Consider the following 342-nt stretch of genomic DNA (forward strand, 5'->3'; position numbering starts at 1 on the left):
CGAGGATGGATACCGCAAGTCCATAATGTGTCGGCCAGTCTCTGAGCGTCATCGAGGCTAAGCTTTACCTCGATTTCAGGCGGCGTTATATCCAATTCGTACAGTTCACCAGAGAATGGATGAAACCGCGATTCGACCCGCCTTTTTTTCGGCCGAATCTCAAGCTCTATTTTTTCACCCGATTCATCGACATGCGCAATGACGGACATCAGGAGATCTGGCGCAAGCTTCATCTATCATCCTCCATCCATCCTCTGTAGGCGAATATCCAGACCCGCATAAGAGTCCAGTTTGTTCGTCGAACATCGGGCTAAGGGCAAGCAGACCCTTTCTGGCCAACGC

At 50.9% G+C, this 342-nt stretch carries 1 protein-coding gene; it reads right to left on the reverse strand.

Annotation, left to right across the window (positions count from 1 at the left end):
• Window positions 1-233 (reverse strand): hypothetical protein (locus E4680_RS13980; protein ID WP_135283040.1); only part of this gene is annotated, 233 nt, incomplete at its 3' end.
• Between the last annotated feature and the right edge of the window lie 109 nt (window positions 234-342).

It is taken from the genome of Candidatus Macondimonas diazotrophica (assembly GCF_004684205.1).
Lineage (GTDB): Bacteria > Pseudomonadota > Gammaproteobacteria > UBA5335 > UBA5335 > Macondimonas > Macondimonas diazotrophica.